The sequence below is a fragment of the Nocardia sp. NBC_01377 genome (assembly GCF_045040005.1).
Classification (GTDB): domain Bacteria; phylum Actinomycetota; class Actinomycetes; order Mycobacteriales; family Mycobacteriaceae; genus Nocardia; species Nocardia noduli.
Window position 1 is genome coordinate 160,117 of sequence record NZ_CP109568.1, and the last position, 16,192, is coordinate 176,308.

A 16,192-nucleotide genomic window follows, 5' to 3' on the forward strand; every position below is an offset into this window, starting at 1 on the left:
ACTTCACGAGGCTTGTTGAACCGCGATCCTCGGATCCGCCGAGGATCGCTGCGCCTCGTGGTAGGCGGCGACCACGGCACCGTCGATGCGGCCGACCGGCGCGACCTCGTGCCCGTTGTCACGGGCCCAGGCTCGGATCTTGCGGCGCTCCTCCGACTGCGCGGATGACGCTTTCGCGGCGGGCTTCTTCGCCGGCTTCCTGACCTTGCGGGCAACGTTGATGAACGGCGCCAAGGCCTCGTCCAACCGGGCCGCGTTCGCTGGCCCCAGATCGACCTCGTAGAGCGTTCCGCGGTAGCCGAATTCGATCGTCTCGGCGGCGTCGTCGATCTCGCCTGAGAGGTCGTCGACGACATCGACGACGGTTCTGAAATTTCGTGCCATGGATTGCCTTCTCCCCGTACTCGATTGGTGGGTACTCCCAACGCCAGGATAGGGACGGTCCTCGAATTGTCGACCAGGTCCCGACGGTGGGGCCGCGGTCGACCGGTCGGCAGAGCCACCGGAGAACACGGCAATCAGATTTGCGCAAGGTGCGTAAGGTGCGTAAGGTATTGGTTATAGATACCGACCAGGGTTTCGAGCTCGGAATTCTGGTTCGTTCGATTCAGCGGTAGGGGCAGGGTGTGATTCTTTTCAGGAGTTCGCCGGCCTTTCCCGCCGGGATCGCCCGGGGTATCGCCGGTTCTTTCCGCGTCGGATAGCGCGGCGGTGCCGACGGCATCCCGCTGGCGATATGCGTCGGAATCCGGATCGTGTGCTGTGTTGCTGCGGTTCGGCTCTCGGGTCGCGCGTCAGTGGATGTGGCGGTCGCCGAAGCGGGCGGTGCCGTTGTCTTTGTTCGGTAGGACTCACCAGGGTCGAGGTTTGTCGACTCGATGATCGCTAGAACGGAGGATGGTCATGGCTGTTGTGATGGCGAGTGAGCGGGTTGTCGGACGCGTGTGTGATGCGGGTGTGCCGCTGCATGTGCGTAAGGCGCGTAAGGTGTCGCGAATGCGAGTGATCGAGTTCGACTACCTGCGTGCGCATCTTTCCGACGAACTGCGGAAGGCATACCGGGACGACGAGGTCACCGTGATCGCATACCGCGACCGGCCGATCGCGGTGTTGATGTCGCACGGGGTGTGGTCGGTGGGCCGACAGGCGAACCAGATTCCCCCGACGCTGGTGGACGAGCCGATCAACTCCCGAGCAGCCCGGCCGATGCTTCGAGAACTACGGGAGAGGTTGGACCGAGGCCGTCACGTCACAGTGACGGTGTACAAGGACCAAGCGGTGATCGCACCGTATGAGTGGGCGCGCGAAGCCTTCGCCGATCTCCCGGCGTTCTTGCAACTGCCGGCCGTGGAAGCGCGGGGAGAGGGCAGCGTTCAGATCGTCTATCGTTCGGCGCGAATGTTGCAGAAACTGCGTGCGGAGTTCGAGGGCAGCGAGGATCCCGAATGGGAGATGGATCGGCGGCTGTCCGCGATGCGTTCCCATATCCCGGCAGATCGCCGCAAGGAACTGCGTGGTGTGGTGTATGTCGAATCGGGCCGAGTGGCGCGTGTTCGTGCCCTGGATCCCGACGCCGAGTGGATCGACCTGGACGAGCGGATCAGTCTGGCGCCGGTATCGCCGCCGCTGAATCGGAAGGACATCGACGCCCGGCTGCCGGGGCTGGGTCTGTATCCGGGCGATCAGCGGCTCGCCCCGCAAGGGGCATCGCGCGAATACCTCGCCTTCTGAGCGACAGCGGCCCGATGCGGCCGCCGGTGCCTATTCCTCGATCGACTGCACCTGTCCGAGGGGACCGTGGGGACCGAGGTTCCATTCGTGGGCGTGGACGAGTGGGATGGCGCCGCATGCCGCGAGGTTCTTGGCCGCGGTGACGAATCGTTCCGATTCTTCTCCGTCTTCGATCTCGAATTCGAGTCCCGCTGCTTCACGCAGCGAGTGGCAGGCGGCCAGTGTGTCGGAGAACAGTCGAGGAAGTTGATCGAGGGCGAAGTCTGTGCGGTTGCGCCGGAACTCGGGTTCGATGGTGGTGAGCATTCCTCCGCGCTCACCCCATCCGTTCCTCATGACTTCACCCATCGAGAAGTGCAGCGACCGGCTCGTAGCGCTGTGCAGATACCGAAACAGCGGTCCCCTGCCGGTTCGCTCGGCGACCCACTCCCCGCGCGGATACACACCTTTGCCCCACCCGAGAGTTTCGCCGTGGTTCCTCAGCTCCGCCTCCACCTCGTCCTTCTGTTGGACTGCCGCGTCCAGGGCGGCGACCGGGTACCAGAGTTGCTGCATCACTTCATCACCCACGTATTCCCGCTGGGCGAGCAATGAGCGGATCGTGTCGTGGCGGCCCATGTCGTTCAGAAGTTCGTGCGCGGCGGCTTTCGGCAGGTCTTTAATCCAGTCGATCCACAGCAGCTCATCGAGGGCAGGCCGGACGAATCCCCCGGCCAAATGCCCCAGACCGGCATTCGCCAACACCACGGCGGCTTGGAGGGCTTCGACCTGGCGCCGAACGATGTAATTCACCGCGAGCGAACGAAGATCCGAGGCTACTTCCTCCGTTTTCAAGTCGCCGATGATCAGACCCCGGCGAAGTGCGGAGAGCCATTCTCCGACGATTGCGAGTCGGGTCTCGGAGGCGGTGGTGTCACTCATTCGCACAGGTTTACACGCCTGCACCCCGCACAGCATCTGGATTTCGTCCGGCTATCGTCGCAGACGGGCTGATGGCCGTTCTCGGTGGCCGTCAGTCGGGAATGCCCACGTCCTCGGGCGCGATATCGACTTTGATTCCGCGGAAGCTGGGGTGGCGCAGTACGTGGTCGGCGGAGATCTCACGGTAGGCGATATCGGCGACCACCACTGCCTCAGCCCAGCGGGCGTGCGCCAAGACCTCGCGGGGGATCGCTCCGGTGATATCGGGTGCCGGGGCGACGATTTCGTCGAGGGTCCGGCGCAGCGCGTGCCGGGCCGGGCCGCTCAGACCCGATCCGACGCAGCCGAGATAGACCAACCCGCCCGACTCGTCGCGGCCGCCGAGAATCAGGGCGCCCACGGTTCGTGAGTGCGCGCCGGTTCCCGGGAGCCATCCGAGAACGAGGGCGTCCCCGAATCGACGGACGGCCGATTTCACCCATGCGCGTGAGCGGCCGGGGACATACGAAGAATCGAGTTTTTTACTGACCACACCTTCGAGACCGAGGTCGGCGACTGCGGCGAGGACTCGAGCGCCTTCGACTCCCGGCCATACGGGTACGGTCCGCAGCCCCGCGGTGTCGAGGGCGAGGCTTTCGAGCCGTGCGCGGCGGATTCGATAGGGCAGTGCGGTGGTGGATTCGTCGTCCAGGACGAGAAGGTCGAACGCGGCGAACTCGAGCGGGGTGTCCTGGATCTGACGTCGGGTCGGGCGGGCGAGGTGGATGCGGCGTTGCAAGCGGGCGAAGGACGAGCCACCCAGGGAGGTGATCGCCACCAGTTCGCCGTCCAGCGTCGCGGTGCGTCCGTGCAGCGCGGTGGCGATACTCTCGGCGACCTCGGGAAACGAAGTGGTCACTTCGCGCCGTGACCTGCTGTAGAGACGGCAGTGGCCGTCGCGGCAGACCGCCATCAGGCGCATACCGTCGAATTTGAGCTCGACCGACCACGCGGCGGTGCCGGGCGGCGGCCCGGGGGTAGCGAGCATCGGTGTCGGCACTGACACACAGTCCAGCGTATCGACGGCTATCAACATCGGACCCTTTTGATCACGATATACAGTCACGATTCGCGCACACTGCTTCGATGTGGCGAACCTCGGGCGCACCGAAGGACTCCGAGGCATCGAGGCGCGGTAGCCCGCCGGATGCGCGCCCCCGAACCGGTTGCCCCACGGCCGTTCATGCCTTGCGGCACCATTGACATTGGCTTAAAACTGGCTTTAGATTCGCTTTTGTCTGGCTTTTCGCGTCATATCCGGTTTTCGGGGAGGAATCTTCATGCGAGTGCGTTCGGTAGTGCTGGGATCGTTGGCGATCGGAGTCGGTGCGTTGGCGGTGTTGTCGCCGGGATCGGCCGGTACGGCGCAGGCGGTGGAGTTGTCCCCGCCGACGCCCGGAGTGATCGTCGGGCTGCGGTTCAATCACGAGGAGACCGCGTTCCTGGCGAACACGCCCATTCCGGCGGCGCTGGGTATCGAGTTGGTGGCGCCTTCGGTGGTGGTGTCGGTACCGGAGGGTTCGCCGACGCCGGTGAGCCCGGACGGCTACGTGGAAGCGCCGATGACCCAGATCTGGTCGGATATGGCCGGTTTGCCCAACGGGCGGATCACGGTCGGCGTGCTGAACCCCGGCCAGTTCGGCAACAAGTTGTTCATCATCAAGCAAGTGCCGTGAGCGACGACTGCGCTGATCGGTGAAAATCGCTATGGTTTCTCGCGCGTGGGGCCGGTGGCCGGGTGTGCTGGCCTCCGGCGCCGTTCTGGTCGCGGTGACGGCGACGGTGATCGCGGTGCGGGCGGGCGGCCCCGATTCGAGCGAGCCTTCCTCGGTCGAATCGCAATTCGGCACATCGGCGTCGGCACCCACCACGACCACCGAGAGCCGCGCTGTCGCGGCGAGCTGTTCGCTGGTGACAGCAGCGACGCTGGCGGCACACGTACCGGGCGCGGTCTGTCTCGCGGCGCCCGAGTCCACTCGCCAGCTCGGCGCCGTGGCACTGACGGTCGTGAACTGGCAGGGCACAGGCGCACATCTGGAGGTGCGCCGGACCGTCGATCCGGTTGCGCCGTTGACCAGCTACACCAACAGCCGCACCGCGGCCGCGGCGGTCTTTCCGAGTTTCCATGACACCGTCGACGAGCACGAACTGGTCGAGGTAGGTGATCAGGGCGTCGTGATCTCGGGTCGATCCGGTTCCAGTGCCGCGACATTCACCGCGCACGTGGACGCGGTGTCGGGCCCGCTGGTCGTGGACGTGCTGGCCGCCGGCTACCACGATGCCGCGACTGCCGAAGCCGCAGCGATAGCCGCGGCCCGCGACGCGCTGGCTTCACCGCAATGACCGCGCGCCACGGCCTGGCCACGCCCGCACCGGACGGACAGGCCGACGCGCCCGCGACCATGTCGCGTCGGTCGGATTACGTTGTCGCGCGGCGCCGCCCGGTGCTGGCGTGGGCCGTCGTGGCGGCGTATTTCGCGTCGGTGGTGGCAGCAAACTGGCTGATCGAGCGGTTCGGTGTCGTGCCGGTCGGGTTCGGGCTGTCGTCGTCGGCCGGTGTGTTGGCGGTCGGGCCCGCATTGGTGCTGCGCGACGGTGTGCATGTCTTGTGCGGCAGAACGGTCGCCTTAGCGGCCTTGGCGGTCGGCGCGGGTGTGTCCTATGCGATCGCGAGCCCGGCCGTGGCGATGGCGTCGGCGGTGGCGTTCACGGTCGGTGAGTTCATCGACTTCGCCGTGTTCGCCTGGCTGGCGCCGCGCTGGACTCGCGCGGTGCTGTTCGGAGGTATCGCCGGAGCCGTCGTGGATTCGGTGTTGTTCCTGTCCATCGCTTTCGGCTCTCTCACGATGTTTCCCGGCCAGGTGCTCGGCAAGATGTACGCGGTAGCGGCCGCCTCCGCGGTGATCGGAGTACGTCGACGGCGGAGGCGAGATCGGTGAGATTTTTCATGGGGACTCATCAGCCCAATTGGGCGACCATGACGGCCGCGCCGCTGTTCATCAGCGATGTCCGGCTCCGTGATCGTAAGACCTTGCCGCAGGCGCGTGGTGAGATTGCCATCGACAGTGGCGCTTTCAGCGAATTGACCAAGTACGGCGGATGGGTGTCCACGACACCGCGCGAGTATGTGGACCGGCTGCGCCGATACCACGAAGAGATCGGCAACATAGCCTTCGCGGCCTCTCAGGACTGGATGTGCGAGCCGGTAATCATTCACGGTGGGCAAGTTGGGCGAATCCGGTTCGCCGGTACCGGCCTATCGACGCTCGAGCATCTGCGTCGCACAGTCGGCAATCTGCTCGATCTGCGTTCTCTAGCAACCGATCTCGCGATTATTCCCACGATTCAAGGGCACCTGCGCACCGATTACGAGAGGTGCGTGGAACTCTATGATCGAGCCGGGATCGACTTGGCGGCCGAGCCTGTCGTTGCAGTGGGCAGTGTGTGTCGTCGACAGAACACGACCGAGGCAGGCGAGATCATCGCCGCGATCATCGAGGCCGTACCCGGCATAAGGCTACATGGCCTGGGAATAAAAACCGCAGGTCTTGGCGCGTACGGGTCGTCTCTGTTGTCCTCGGACAGTATGGCGTGGAGTGCGACGGCTCGACTGGAAGGGATCCGGCTACCCGGATGCCACGGGCACAAGAATTGCGCCAACTGCTTGCGATTCGCGTTTCTGTGGCGCTTGCGGGTGCTGGCCGCGGTAGCCGGCCACCTCACCCGACCTGCGCCCGACGGTGGGCCCGCACGCACTCAGAAGGGATCCAGGGACGTGGACAGAGACGGCCGCGCACAGAGGTTGGCCTTGACGGGATTCCGGGAGGAGGCCGCGCGCCTGGAGTTGGGAATCGGCATCCGATGGGCGTATGAGGACGGGATGTCGGTGCGTGAGATCGCCGAGCTGACGGGGATGAGTCGTGCTCGCGTGCGCCGGATGGCCGACGCCGACCAGGATCGGCCGGTGCTGGCCGTCCTGCGAGAACTGCGCCGGAAATGGGACCTCGAGTCCGACCCGGCGACGCGCGCGGCAGCGGACTACGTCGTGGCGACGCTCACCGCCGCGGTAGCCGACCGGGCAGCGGTCGCGCAGCGGCAGGACGGATCGAACGCGCGGGGGAGGAGTGCATCGTGTGGAAGTGGAGTCGGGCGCTCGCAGAACGCGCGGCCGCGTCCTCGTGGTCTTATCCGCGACGGCGGCGGACCGAAATAGGGCACAGCGCCCCCGAACCAGACAGCTGGACTGCATCCAGGGAAACCGACCAGGACACAATCGTCGGTCCGGTGTGACGAAGCACCGTAGTTGTCACCGGCTGCCGACGTGACGTTGGAGTTCGGCTTCGGCGAGGCAGGCTATCTGTCACTGAGTTTGCAAGATTGTTGTCACCATTGCCGGGTTTCGGTGGGTTTGCTGGCGGTTCTCGGTCGTTTCGTGGGGTTTCAGGTGCGGGTCGATGGTTTGCTGGTTTGGATGTTGCGGTGGACTCGCTTGAGGTGTGGTCGCATAGCTGCCGGTGGACCGAGATGGCTACGGCAGCAGCGCTTGCCGAGGATGCGCGGAATCGGTTGACACTCGGTGATGGCTGGTCGGCGCGGTGGTCGGTGTCGTGCCGGGTCCACGAGCGGGAGGTGTCGGTGCCGGTGCGGGACCTGCCGGAGTTGCCGTTGGCGGGGCGTGGCCCGACGCGGGAGTTTTCCTGGCGGCGGGGGCAGAGACACCGGTCGGGGCTGGAGTACCTGGTGAGTACCGAGCGTCAGCACGGGCATGAGTCGCTGGCGGAGGCTCGTCTGCTGCTGATGCTCGATTTCGCTGGTGGGGCGAGGGAAGTGTTGTCGCAGCCCCTGCGGCTGCGGTTCTGGACCGGCGACGGCCCAGTGGAGCACTTCCCGGATTTCCTGGCGGTGACCGATTCGGGGATCTGGTTGATCGACGTCCGGCCGATGAACCGGATCGGGGAGCGCGACGAGGTGAAGTTCGCCGCGACCGCGGAAGTCGCCGCCCTGCACGGATGGGGATACGTGGTGGTGGGTGGATGGCGTCCGCAGATGGTCGCGACCGTCGACTGGTTTTCCTCGCAGCGGCGTCCCTTGATCGATCGCCTCGGCATGGTCGAGACCTTGTTGGGCCTGTTGAGCACGGGTCCGGCGACGTTTGCCGCGTTGGCCGATGCGACGGCGTGTGCTCCGATCGCCCGGGCGTTCTTGTTGCACCTGCTCTGGCGCCGACGCGTGGGGATGAATCTGGGTCGGCCGTTGACGGACGCGACGCTGATCCGCGCGGCTGATTTCGAGGCGCGGAGGGTCGGGTAGTGGGTCTGGAGTTGTCGCCGGGCGCGCTGTTGGTGCTCGATGGTGTCGAGTGGCTGGTCGAGCAGTTGGTCCCGCAGTTCGGTCGGGTGATGCTGGTCGGCCGTAGCGGCGGGCGTCGGATGTCGGCGAGTTTCGGTTCTCTGATGCGGCACCGAGATTGCCGCAACTCAAGCCGGACGACTGCGCTGGTGGCCTCAGCGCGAGGACGGCAGGAGCCGTCGCTGGCAGATCTGACCGATCATCAACGGGACTTGGTGATGCTGCGGATGGCGCATCTGCTCGAGGTCGAGACTGGTTACCGCAGTGGGGATCCGCTGCGGACGCGGGCTGATGAGCCGCGGCCGGGTTATGACCCGGTGTCGACGACGATCACGCAGCGGCGTGAGGCGAAAGTGGCTGAACTCGCTGCGCTCGATCGCGAGCAAGCCCGGCTGGTCGGGTTGGACAGGGTCGGAATTCGCACTCTGATCCGCTGGGAGACCCGTCGCCGCGCAGTCGGACTGATCGGTTGCGCCGATGATCGGTGGCTTCGCCCGCTCCTCGGGCGCCGGGTCGGTGACCAGGTCCGGGAAGCGGTTCACGCGGTTCATGCCGAGTGCCTGCACCGGTCACGGGTGAGCATGCGCACCAAAGAGCGCATGATCCATCAATACATTCGTGAGCAGTTCGGACCCGAAGCTACGCAGCAGATCCCGAGTTATGACACGCTGCGCCGGATTTGGCGTGAGTGGTTCGGATCCGGTGGTGGTCGCCAACGTTACGTCCGTTCGGCGGCGAAACCGACTTCCGGAGAGCATGTGGTGATCCACCGGCCCGGGCAAGTGGTGGTGCTGGACTCCACGATCTTGCCGGTCAAGGTCCGCGAGACGGTGTTCGGCGACCCGGTCTCGGTTCACTTGACTTTGGCGATGGACGTATTCACCCGCTCGCTGGTGGGTTTCCGGTTGACGCTGGTCTCGGACTCTTCGATCGACGTCGCAATGTTGTTGCGCGACATCACGATGCCATTGCCGATGCGCCCGGACTGGGGTGGGGACATGGCATGGCCCTACCCGGGTATTCCCGCGAACCTGGTAGCCGAGTTCGCCGGGCATCCGGTTGCCGGGCTGCCGTTCTTCGCTCCGGAGACGGTGACCACCGACCATGGGTCGGTTTATCGCAACCATCATCTGGTCGAAGTTCAGCGGGTGCTGGGCTGCAACATTTTGCCGGCACGAGTGCTGCGCCCGACCGACAAGCAGACTGTCGAAAGGGCATTCGGCTCGGTTCGTTCGCTGCTGTTCGAGCAGTTGCCTGGCTACACCGGCGTCGACGTCGCTGACCGCGGTGAAGACCCCGAGACCGACGCCGCTCTCACCGTCAGCGAGATGGAACACCTGATCGCGACCTGGATCGTGAAGGTCTGGCAGAACCGGCGGCTCGGCGAACACGCTCCGTCCTGGGATCCAACCGGCGATCACAGTCCGAATACCTTGTTCGCCGCGTCGATGGTTCAAGGCGGATTCGCCATGCAGATCCCGTCCCCGGAGCTCTATTACCAACTGCTCCCGCCGCATCACGTCTCCGTCGACCCCGAACGCGGTGTCAAGGTCTGCGGCCTGCACTATAAGGGCGAAGCCCTGCGCCCCTATCTGAACGAGGACTCGACCAGGGGCGGCAAACACAAGCGGAAGTATGTGGTCCGCCGCGATCCCCGAGACGCGCGCACAGTGTTCTTTCAGGATCCGAGGACCCATGTCTGGGAGCCGTTGCGCTGGACGGGGCTGCCCGACCACGACGAGGTTCCCTGTTTCGGTGACGCGCGAGTCCGGGAAACGCTTACCGCAGCAAGGAATTCAGGTCTACGCCCACGCAGCGATAGAGAGCTGCTGCCGGTGCTGCTGGAGCTACTGGGCGCGCACGTCCCGGTCCGAGACTGGCCGTCGATGCCCAAGGCCAGACGCATCGATCTGGCCCGTGAGGATACCCAACGCGCTGCGGCGGCCGCCGACCGGCCGAAGCGGCTGGCCGAAGCGGCCACCGCACGATCGACGCCCGCCCCCGCGACACCGGTGGTCATCGAACCTCGTTGGCCCGGCCACGCTGCACAGGTCGAAACCACCGTCGACGCCGACCGTCGGCAACGGCGCGAACAGCTCACCACACAGGCAGCGATCACTCGCCCGGCCCGGCTTGGCGAGAGCTTCCGCCGCGGGAATCTCTTCCTGCTCACAGGCGATTCCGACGAACCGGACACCGCTGATGGAGAGAGGCATTCGTGACAGCGGAATCGGATTCCGCAGTGGCACAGTTCATCCTGCCAGGTCAGGTTCCCGACCGGGAGACCGTCGAGGGCTGGCGGCGATGGCGACTGAGCCGCCACGCTTTCGTTCCCGCCCCGCGGATCGGCCTCGGTGAATACCGGCTCATGAGTCCCCGCCAGCGGGGCCTGCACGATTTGCATCGGCATGCCACCCACTCGAATCTGCCGCTACAGGAAACTCCCATGAGCGCCGAACTGACGCGGATCATGCGAACACGCATGCAGGCCAACGCCCTCAAACACCGGCCCACCACCCGGGCCGGGCTGATGATCACCGGCGGCGGCTATCAAGGCAAAACCGAAACCGCCTGCGAAATCGCGGCCGCGTTCGAGGACGCCTGGCTGGAGTTGCACAACCAACTCAACCCCGAGGCTCTGCCCGGCACCCGCGACCTGCACGTCCCGGTCGCCTACGTTCAGACCCCGGTCACCGCCACACCGAAATCGACCTGTCGGGCGATTCTCGATTTCTACGGCGACGATCACAGGAAAATGACCCTGCCCGAGCTGACACGGCAGGTCCGGGTCGTGATGCATCAACTCGGCACCCGAGTGCTAATCCTCGATGACATCACCCGGCTTAGAATGCACCGCGCCGACGACCAGAACACCCTCGACCTGCTACGCGCGTTGATGAGCATGAAAGTGACCCTGGTGCTCATCGGCGTCGGCATCCCCCGCTCCGGGCTCCTGCGAGGCGGCCGGCGCGATCCCCGCACCGACGACTGGATCTTCGGGTCGCAGGGCAACGAGTTCGGTGACGAGGCGGCCACCCAGACCCAACGGCGTTTCACCCTGATCCATCTCAAGCCGTTTCACTACTCCACCGCCGAGGCCATCGCTGCCTGGACAGCGCATCTGGCGGGACTGGAAGAGAACTTGCGCCTGTTGCGCGCCGAGCCCGGCATGCTCACCTGCGGCACCATGCCCGAATACCTGTTCCGGCGGACCAACGGCGTCGTCGGCCTGCTGGAACGCCTCATCGAAGGCGCCTGCTCCGAAGCCATAACCGACGGCACCGAAAAACTCACCCCCGCCCTGCTCGACACGGTCGTGCTCGACATCGAGAACGACTCCGGCCGCAGCGCCGAAGACGGCGAAATCCCACTCGTCCCCGCACCCGAAACACGAACGCGGCGAAAGGCCACCAAGAACCGAAACACCGTCTTCGACGACTCCGGCGTTCCCGAGACCAAGACGGGGGCATAGGCGATGCCGTCACTGCCTCGCTCGGTCGAGCGCCCCTTCCCACGCAGCCTCGACCCGTTCGACGACGAAATCCTGCCCGGCTATCTCCTGCGACTGGCACACCGCCTCGAAATCTCACCCAGATACCTGACCGCCCTGGCCGGACTTCGCGGCAACCGCTACGCGCCCGGTCGCTCCGTGCTCCTCGGGCTCGTCGACCCCGCCGGGTTCGCCCGCGCGGCCAGGCTGTCCATAACCGAGGTCGAGAACATGTCTCTGGCGGCCCTGGCAGGCCGCTATCCGCCGCTGCGGCTGCAATACCTCGGCAAAACCCGTGAGCCACAGGCGCTTCTCAAAGAGCCATGGGTGTTCTGGCGGTGGACGAGATATTGCCCGCAATGCCTGGCCGGTGACGGCACCGCCATCCAGCGACACCACGGCGGCCCCTGGAAACGAGCCTGGCGCTTGCCGATCGCCTTCAGCTGCCTGACGCACCGCAGGCTTCTCCTGCACCTCTGCCCCGACTGTCGACAACCCGTCAACCAGCAACCGGTCTATGGACACCCCTTCGACCTCTTTATCGCCAACCCACAAGCCCAACTGCACCCCACACAATGCCGATCCGGGAAACCACGACCTTGCGGCAGCTTCCTCGGCGACGCTCCCCTCGACGGCGACGAACTCGACCCCCAATCCCTTTCCAGCCTGCTCACCACCCAAGAGCAGCTGACCCACCTGCTGGCACCGAACGGCCCCACCACTACATCGAGCGGCGGTCAACCCACTCCCGCACCACTGATCTTCACCGATCTGCGCATGCTCTCCGAACTCCTCATCAAAAGCTGGCCGACCGCCCGAGCCTTCGCCCCCACCGCGCCCATCGCCGAAATCATCGACCAGCACACCGCCGAACTCCGCCACAGAGAGGGACCACAGCACCAGCCAGCAGGCAAGCACCGGGGACCATGCCGACCACCCCTGCCGGCCAAAGAATGCGGCGCGCTGCTCACCACCACGTTCAACCTTCTGAACATCCCAGACCACGAAGACATGGCAGCTCTGATCGATGAAATGCTCCACAACGACTACACCGGCCGACTCTGGAAAAGACTCTTCCTCCCTGCCCAACACGCTTGCTCGCCAGGACTGAGCCAAGCGATAGCTGCCTACTCGCGAGCCCATCCACCACCACCGCTCGGACGGCGACCACGCATCGCGGTGTCAGATATCGTGCTGAAGTGACAGATGTGATGCCTCGTCACATCCGGACTCCACCACGACGCCAGGCAACCCATCGGCTAATATCGCACATATGTTCGAGGAGCGGCATCGGCCGGTTCGGTGGGTGGACCCACCGATCGAGGTTCGTGTGCTGGCCGCTCGCCTGTGGTCGCCCCAACGATTGGGTTGGGGGAGCGACACAGCTTTGTGGCAGCGGTCCGCAGGCTTGCGCATTGAGGAAGAAATCCCGGGTCGGCTGGAAGAATTGGTCATCACCTCGGTGGGCGACGTCGTGGCGCGCGTCCGATTCGCGCCATTGATCGGAAGGGTGCGTAGTTCGGAAAATATGTTGCTGCCATGGGGTACATGGGTGCCCATGGCAGAGATGGATGCTCGACGGCTGCGTGGGCTGGTGCTGGAATTCGGTATCGACCGCGACTTGTAGCGGCCGTATCCCCGCCGGAACCGATCGGACTTCTCGGTCCCGCCTTACACGCGCACCGCTTGTTGCTCCAGGAATTGCTGCACTTCCGGAACGGCTGCGTGGGGCCGCACCGCAGTGGTGATCGCGTCCACTTTGCGTTGCAGCCGCGTGGACGTGAAGCCACCGACTGTCGCTGAGTCCGCGGTGAGCAGCGCGCATGCTCGCGCGGGGTCACCGGCGGCGATGTAGGCGTGGGCGAGATAGAGCTGCCAAACGACCTGCTCGCGGGGCCAGGGCGCGGCCGCGTCGATCGCGTTCTGAAGATGCTGCTCGGCGCGGGGGTAGTCGGCGGCGAACAGGTACGAGATTCCCACCAGGCCGTCGAGTTCGGCTTGGGGCAGCCACACCCAGTCGGGATCGTATCCGCGGCCGGAGTCGTAGGCGCGCAGCGCTGTGCTGAGAGCGCGTTCCATCGCCGCCCTATCCATGACCGCTTGGGCTTGGGCTTCGCGCAGCGCCGCCAACGCCCGTACTTTCGGTCCTCCTCTGCCGCGGGCAACGTTCTGAGCTGCTTGTGCCAGATTCGCGGCTTTCTGCGGCTGCGGATGGCGCAAACCGTGTGCTCCTGCGACCAGCGAGCCTGTGTCGAGATCGATGGCGCTGGCGTTCATGTAGGCGTGCGCGGCCGAGATTCCGTCACCGGCCTCGGTTGCCGTCTGGACCGCATCGGCGTAGAACGCACGTGCCTCCTGGCCGCGACCGGCGTCGTAGTGCACCCAACCGGCAGCGGTCATCATTTCCGCCGTCACAGTGGCCAAAGCACCGCCAACCTGATCCGTGTAGCTAGCTGTGTCGAGCAGTTGCCGCAGGTATCCGACGTTTCCGGCCGCCAGGCGACACAGCCGGTCACCGCCCACCAGAAGATCCAGCTCATGGATCTCGTTGACACTGTCGGCGAACTCGGCGACGTCGTCGGCACCCACCTGGATCGATGCAGTGTTTGTGGCGGCGGACGATGTCGCACCGACCACCGCCATGGCTGCGCCAGCGCTTCCGAATGCCGCTGCTCTGAAGAAGTTGCGACGGTCCACGTCTGCCTCCTCGTCCGACTCCACTACCAGTATGGCAAGTGGAACCTCTAGGGCTCTGGCCACCAGACGCAGGGTTCGCACGTCGTAGGCCGCGGGTCCGTCGTTCTCCAGACCCGAGATGGCGGGCTGGGAGAAATTGAGTAGCGCTCCCAGCTCCGCTTGCGTCATGCCGAGGGATTTCCGTATCCGTCGGATGGCCTCACCGGTTGTCATATGCATTGCCAGTGCCCCCGATTGTCGACCGGTCCGACACCAATTGTCCACTCGAAACCGGTTATGCCGGAATAATATACAGGTTTCCGTATACGTGAATCCGGATAGTCGATATCCCTTCACTGTGTGTGTTCGACGGCTCCTACGGTCAACCCCAACACCCGGTTCCAGATGTTGTCGGTCCCTCATCACGGCGCTCTGACCTGCCAGAAGTAGCGGCTGGTGGCGATTCCTGGTTCTGAGTGCTGACCAACTTGGTGCGCTGAGACGTCGACTGATGCGAAGCGGTCGTAGGAGAAGGACACGTATGGAAACCGATATCGAATCAGGCACTGTCAAGTGGTTCGACCGAATCAAGGGCTTCGGGTTCATCAGTCGTGACGGCGAGCGCGGTGACGTGTTCGTCCATCACAGTGTGATCCGAGCCGAGGGGTATCGGAGCCTCGATGAGGGCCAACGTGTGCGGTTCGTCGTCCGTGTCGAACCGAAAGGCTTGGAAGCGCAAGAGGTCGAATTGGTTCCAGTGGTGCCACCTTCCGCAGCGTGGACACAGCACAGATTGTCATCGGAGGTCGCGCGGTGATGACCACGGCCGCCCTGATGCACCGCCGAGTCCGCGTTCCCGTTGGCGGTGCGTAGATGGGTTCGCCATATGCCAAGGCTGCGGCACCTGCGGAGGTCGCCGACGCTGCATTGAACGCGATTCAGGATCGGGACGCGCTCGCACGAAACTCGGGCGCCCTCGGTGTCGACACGCCGCGTTCACGCTGCTGGTACTACCGGAAGGTGTGCGGTCTGCCCGCGACGGTAGATTCGCGAACTGGCGGAATCCGGGTTCGCTCCGATTCGGTGGCGGCGGTTCAGATGCCTTCATCGATCGCTCAGCTGGTCAAAATCGACCTCGATCGCCACCAGACAATGGGGCCGATCATCAGCCATCCCCGCGTCGGGGTCTGGGTATTTCTCGTGCGCTCCGATATCTCCGACTCGGTCTGCGCTCGGGAGGCGTCCCTGTGGCGTGGGCGTATCGAGATCGCCGGACCGGGACAACTGGTGGCGTTGCCGTCGCCAGCGGACCGCGGTGGCTTGTACAGGGCGTGGATCCGAGGTCCGCATATGCCTTTTCGTCCGTCGGGGCTCGTGCTCGTCGAGTCCATTCGCACCGTGCTGATGGCGCTCGGCTCGACGGAAATCACCACTGAGCTTCCGATCGTGGCGCCGGGAGGGGGCATACGCCGGACCGGTGCCCGTCATCGGGCTCATGGGAACATTGCACCGACGGCGCCCTACGGAGTTCGGTGAAACACGTTGCCTGACAGAGCAATAGGTGTCTTGCATCTCGGCATGACCGCACAAGTCCCCGCAGCGCGCACGATAGTCGAAAACCTCGCGAAACAGAATGGCTACGACCTGGTGCGGATCGTCACCATCGACGACGCCACGTTCATGGCCACCACGTTCATCATCCACGCCGCCGCGCTCGCGCGCGCCGAAGTGATCATCGCGCCTGGCCGCGAACACCTCGGTCCCGGACAAAACGCTGTGCCCCACGCCTGCCGGGTGCTGCTTCCCACCGGCTTGGTTCGCCCGTCACCCCGCAGATTCCCCACCAACGCTCGGGCCGTTGCCACCCGCGGCAACTGAGCACCACGGCGCGGGAGCCGGCCCCGGCGAGCCAAACCCCTCCTCAACTCGCCGGGACGCAAGGCTCACATTTCATGCCCGTCAGTCAATTTGCCGGTTCCCGGCAAC

At 65.0% G+C, this 16,192-nt stretch carries 16 protein-coding genes and 1 pseudogene; 12 read left to right on the forward strand and 5 right to left on the reverse strand.

Features of this window, described 5'->3' with window-relative positions:
• Positions 1-3: 3 nt before the first annotated feature.
• Positions 4-384 (reverse strand): Lsr2 family protein, encoded by a 381-nt coding sequence (locus tag OG225_RS43665; RefSeq protein WP_331761088.1) that lies wholly within the window; start codon positions 382-384, stop codon positions 4-6.
• Positions 385-996: 612 nt separating this feature from the next.
• Here OG225_RS43665 and OG225_RS43670 point away from each other — a divergent pair.
• Entirely contained in the window at positions 997-1,731 is a 735-nt protein-coding gene (locus tag OG225_RS43670) for a hypothetical protein (RefSeq protein WP_405183693.1), read from the forward strand.
• 30 nt (positions 1,732-1,761) lie between these two features.
• Here the strand turns inward: OG225_RS43670 and OG225_RS43675 are convergent, their stop codons facing one another.
• Together OG225_RS43675 and OG225_RS43680 are read right to left on the reverse strand one after the other, a co-directional pair.
• Entirely contained in the window at positions 1,762-2,652 is an 891-nt protein-coding gene (locus tag OG225_RS43675) for a hypothetical protein (RefSeq protein WP_331761092.1), read from the reverse strand.
• 91 nt (positions 2,653-2,743) lie between these two features.
• The gene (locus OG225_RS43680; RefSeq protein ID WP_405183694.1) at positions 2,744-3,697 is read right to left on the reverse strand and encodes an ATP-dependent DNA ligase; all 954 of its coding nucleotides are present in this window, start codon (positions 3,695-3,697) and stop codon (positions 2,744-2,746) included.
• Between the two features lie 274 nt (positions 3,698-3,971).
• Between OG225_RS43680 and OG225_RS43685 the strand changes: the two genes are divergently transcribed.
• The 5 genes from OG225_RS43685 (at position 3,972) to OG225_RS43705 (ending at position 8,001) form a co-directional block, all read left to right on the forward strand.
• Positions 3,972-4,367, forward strand: a complete 396-nt coding sequence (locus OG225_RS43685) for a hypothetical protein (RefSeq protein WP_331761098.1) — start codon at positions 3,972-3,974, stop codon at positions 4,365-4,367.
• Between the two features lie 31 nt (positions 4,368-4,398).
• The gene (locus OG225_RS43690) at positions 4,399-5,034 is read left to right on the forward strand and encodes a hypothetical protein (RefSeq protein WP_331761100.1); all 636 of its coding nucleotides are present in this window, start codon (positions 4,399-4,401) and stop codon (positions 5,032-5,034) included.
• The gene (locus OG225_RS43695; RefSeq protein ID WP_331761102.1) at positions 5,031-5,630 is read left to right on the forward strand and encodes a VUT family protein; all 600 of its coding nucleotides are present in this window, start codon (positions 5,031-5,033) and stop codon (positions 5,628-5,630) included. Before OG225_RS43690 ends, OG225_RS43695 begins: the two co-directional genes overlap by 4 nt.
• On the forward strand, positions 5,627-6,904 hold the full coding sequence (locus OG225_RS43700) for a hypothetical protein (protein ID WP_405183695.1): 1,278 nt from the start codon (positions 5,627-5,629) through the stop codon (positions 6,902-6,904). The genes OG225_RS43695 and OG225_RS43700 overlap by 4 nt, the downstream gene beginning before the upstream one ends.
• A gap of 416 nt (positions 6,905-7,320) precedes the next feature.
• Complete coding sequence (locus OG225_RS43705; protein WP_331757925.1) at positions 7,321-8,001, forward strand: TnsA-like heteromeric transposase endonuclease subunit; 681 nt, start codon at positions 7,321-7,323, stop codon at positions 7,999-8,001.
• A 194-nt stretch (positions 8,002-8,195) separates the two neighbouring features.
• Here the strand turns inward: OG225_RS43705 and OG225_RS43710 are convergent, their stop codons facing one another.
• A complete protein-coding gene (locus OG225_RS43710) occupies positions 8,196-8,606 on the reverse strand; it encodes a hypothetical protein (protein ID WP_405183569.1) in 411 nt (136 codons plus the stop codon).
• A gap of 33 nt (positions 8,607-8,639) precedes the next feature.
• Here OG225_RS43710 and OG225_RS43715 point away from each other — a divergent pair, with 33 nt between their 5' ends.
• The 4 genes from OG225_RS43715 to OG225_RS43730 all read left to right on the forward strand — a co-directional run bounded on the left by OG225_RS43715 (position 8,640) and on the right by OG225_RS43730 (position 13,157).
• Entirely contained in the window at positions 8,640-10,262 is a 1,623-nt protein-coding gene (locus tag OG225_RS43715; protein WP_405183568.1) for a hypothetical protein, read from the forward strand.
• Positions 10,259-11,512, forward strand: coding sequence for a TniB family NTP-binding protein (locus OG225_RS43720; protein WP_331761107.1), 1,254 nt, complete (start codon positions 10,259-10,261; stop codon positions 11,510-11,512). The genes OG225_RS43715 and OG225_RS43720 overlap by 4 nt, the downstream gene beginning before the upstream one ends.
• 3 nt (positions 11,513-11,515) lie before the next feature.
• On the forward strand, positions 11,516-12,733 hold the full coding sequence (locus OG225_RS43725) for a TniQ family protein (RefSeq protein WP_331757919.1): 1,218 nt from the start codon (positions 11,516-11,518) through the stop codon (positions 12,731-12,733).
• Between the two features lie 70 nt (positions 12,734-12,803).
• Entirely contained in the window at positions 12,804-13,157 is a 354-nt protein-coding gene (locus OG225_RS43730; protein WP_405183696.1) for a hypothetical protein, read from the forward strand.
• 44 nt (positions 13,158-13,201) lie between these two features.
• On the opposite strand, the gene OG225_RS43735 is transcribed toward OG225_RS43730, so the two are convergent.
• Entirely contained in the window at positions 13,202-14,812 is a 1,611-nt protein-coding gene (locus OG225_RS43735) for a helix-turn-helix transcriptional regulator (protein WP_331761111.1), read from the reverse strand.
• Between OG225_RS43735 and OG225_RS43740 the strand changes: the two are divergent.
• Positions 14,748-14,963: pseudogene (locus OG225_RS43740) on the forward strand (cold-shock protein); the annotation flags it as partial. The gene OG225_RS43735 and the pseudogene OG225_RS43740 overlap by 65 nt on opposite strands.
• Before the next feature lie 821 nt (positions 14,964-15,784).
• Entirely contained in the window at positions 15,785-16,084 is a 300-nt protein-coding gene (locus OG225_RS43745; protein ID WP_331761114.1) for a hypothetical protein, read from the forward strand.
• The last annotated feature ends 108 nt before the right edge of the window (positions 16,085-16,192 follow it).